A 1,929-nucleotide genomic window follows, 5' to 3' on the forward strand; every position below is an offset into this window, starting at 1 on the left:
TAGGCTTCCTTGGTGAGCTGACCGGCGGGCGAGGTGGAGTGGCGCAGCTCCTCAATTTCGATAACCACGTTCGCACCGATCTCGCCGGTAATGTACACGCGGCGGCCGAGCATATTGCCCTCACCGATGCGGTCATCCTTGGCGGTGCCTTCGGTGATGCGCAGGTCGTAAATCTTGTTTTCAATGTAGTAGCCGTACAGGGACGCGGCCTTCTCCGGCGGGTTGTAGGAGACGGGCGCGACCATGCGGGTACCGCGCGCATTGCGGCTGATGTACCAGTTGGCGGCTTCGTCGGCACCTGCGGCACCGCTGACGGTGCCAGCCCAGCTGGATCCTTCCGCTTCGCATCCGACGAAGACGTTATGCGCCCACTCAACAATCCAGCCGTGACCCGCGTTGGAGCGGGCGGTGCAGCCGATGAACATGTTGCGTTCACCCTGCACGATCCAGCCTGCGCCGGCGTGGCGGGTGGCAGGCTCGTAGAGGGCGTTTTTGTTGCTGGTGCGGTGGTTGCTGTTGCTGGAGCAGCTCTCAAATTTCGCCTGCGCCGCGTACACTTCGATACCGGCGTAGGAGCCGCCGCTGAGGTTCGCTTCGGCAACGTCTACGCCGCGCAGCTTGTTGTCTGCCGCGCCGGAGTTCTGGCCTTCGTTGGGGCGGCGGGGGTGGCCGACGGGCTTGCCGAGTAGCAGGCCCTGGTTGAGGGTGTGGCGGGTGGTCACGTCGTCAATTTTCATGCCCTGGTCGTCGAGGCCGAGTACGGCAACGCCGATGGCGGTGTCCCAGACTTCCACGCCGGCGATAACGGGCACGATGTCCGGCTCGTTGAGCTGGTCGCCGGTCAGGTGGGTGTGGAAGATGACGCCGGCGACGTTGTTCAGCGGGGCGGTGTGCGCGTCGAGCGGGTAGCTGCTGATGGGGGTGTTGGCGGCGTTGGTGCGGATGTGCAGGTTGCGTACGCCCATGCGCATGGGCTTGTTGGCGTTGTAGTTGCCGTAGACGGGGGTGGTGTAGCTGCCGACGTGGAACACGCCGGTGTATTCGGTGTGGCCGTCGGTGGTGGTGGGAATGGCGCGGTCGGAGTGGGCGATGACGACGGTTGAGGAGCCGTAGCCGAAGATTTCGACGCGGTGTTTGATGTCGATGAAGGGGTAGGAGACGCGGTAGATGCCGCGGGGTAGTTCTACGGATCCGCCGCCGCGTGCGGCGACGTCGTCGACTGCTTTTTGGATGGCTGCGGTGGAGTCTTTGGCACCGGTGGGGTCTGCGCCGTAGTTGATGGCGTTGATGCTCATGGGCGTATCGGGCATGAGGGGCTCAATTCTTTCGATGGGTACCGCGTTCGGTGCTGAAGGCGGCGTGGTGAGTGAATTGAGTGAATACGGCTGTATGCGGTGAACACGGTGCTGCGTGGGTGCGGCGCAGAAGTTGAGTGTGTTTCCGCAGGTGCGTTAGGTGTTTTGAGTCTGCGCACCGGTAGACCTGTTCCTGCTCAAGGGTACCGCATTGGGCGTGTGGAGGCGACGACCGGGCGCTGTGATGCCCGCTCCCCTGCCCTGTTTTTCTACGGTTTTTCGGCTGTTTTGTGGGCGGGTTAAACGCCGAGGGGCGGGGATTACTCCCCGCCCCTCAAGCCTAACCATCTTTAGCTATGAACTTCTGCGGTCAGCTCTCCCCTACATGGCTAGCTTTAGTACCAAGTAACAGGCCTCGCACCAACGCGTGACCGTCCCCGAAAATGGGGAGAAGGAATATGACGTGGGTAAGATACCACCAATGAAGCCCGTAATTGACAGGTAACGCCCACAGGATTGCCCCTGCCACAATACAGGCACCCGGTCCAGCAACTGCAACAGCTGCTACTTGTCGGCCCGTCATGTAACCGTGTGGATGCAAGCTCACCCGTAAAGGCGTAATTTCAAGTGAAAC

The 1,929-nt window shown here is 61.7% G+C and carries 1 protein-coding gene; it reads right to left on the minus strand.

The annotated features are described in order from the left end of the window. On the minus strand, window positions 1–1,310 hold a 1,310-nt coding region (locus Q0216_RS01820; RefSeq protein WP_298592478.1), incomplete at its 3' end, for a glycosyl hydrolase family 28-related protein. Between the last annotated feature and the right edge of the window lie 619 nt (window positions 1,311–1,929).

The organism is uncultured Rothia sp. (assembly GCF_937976295.1).
Lineage (GTDB): Bacteria > Actinomycetota > Actinomycetes > Actinomycetales > Micrococcaceae > Rothia.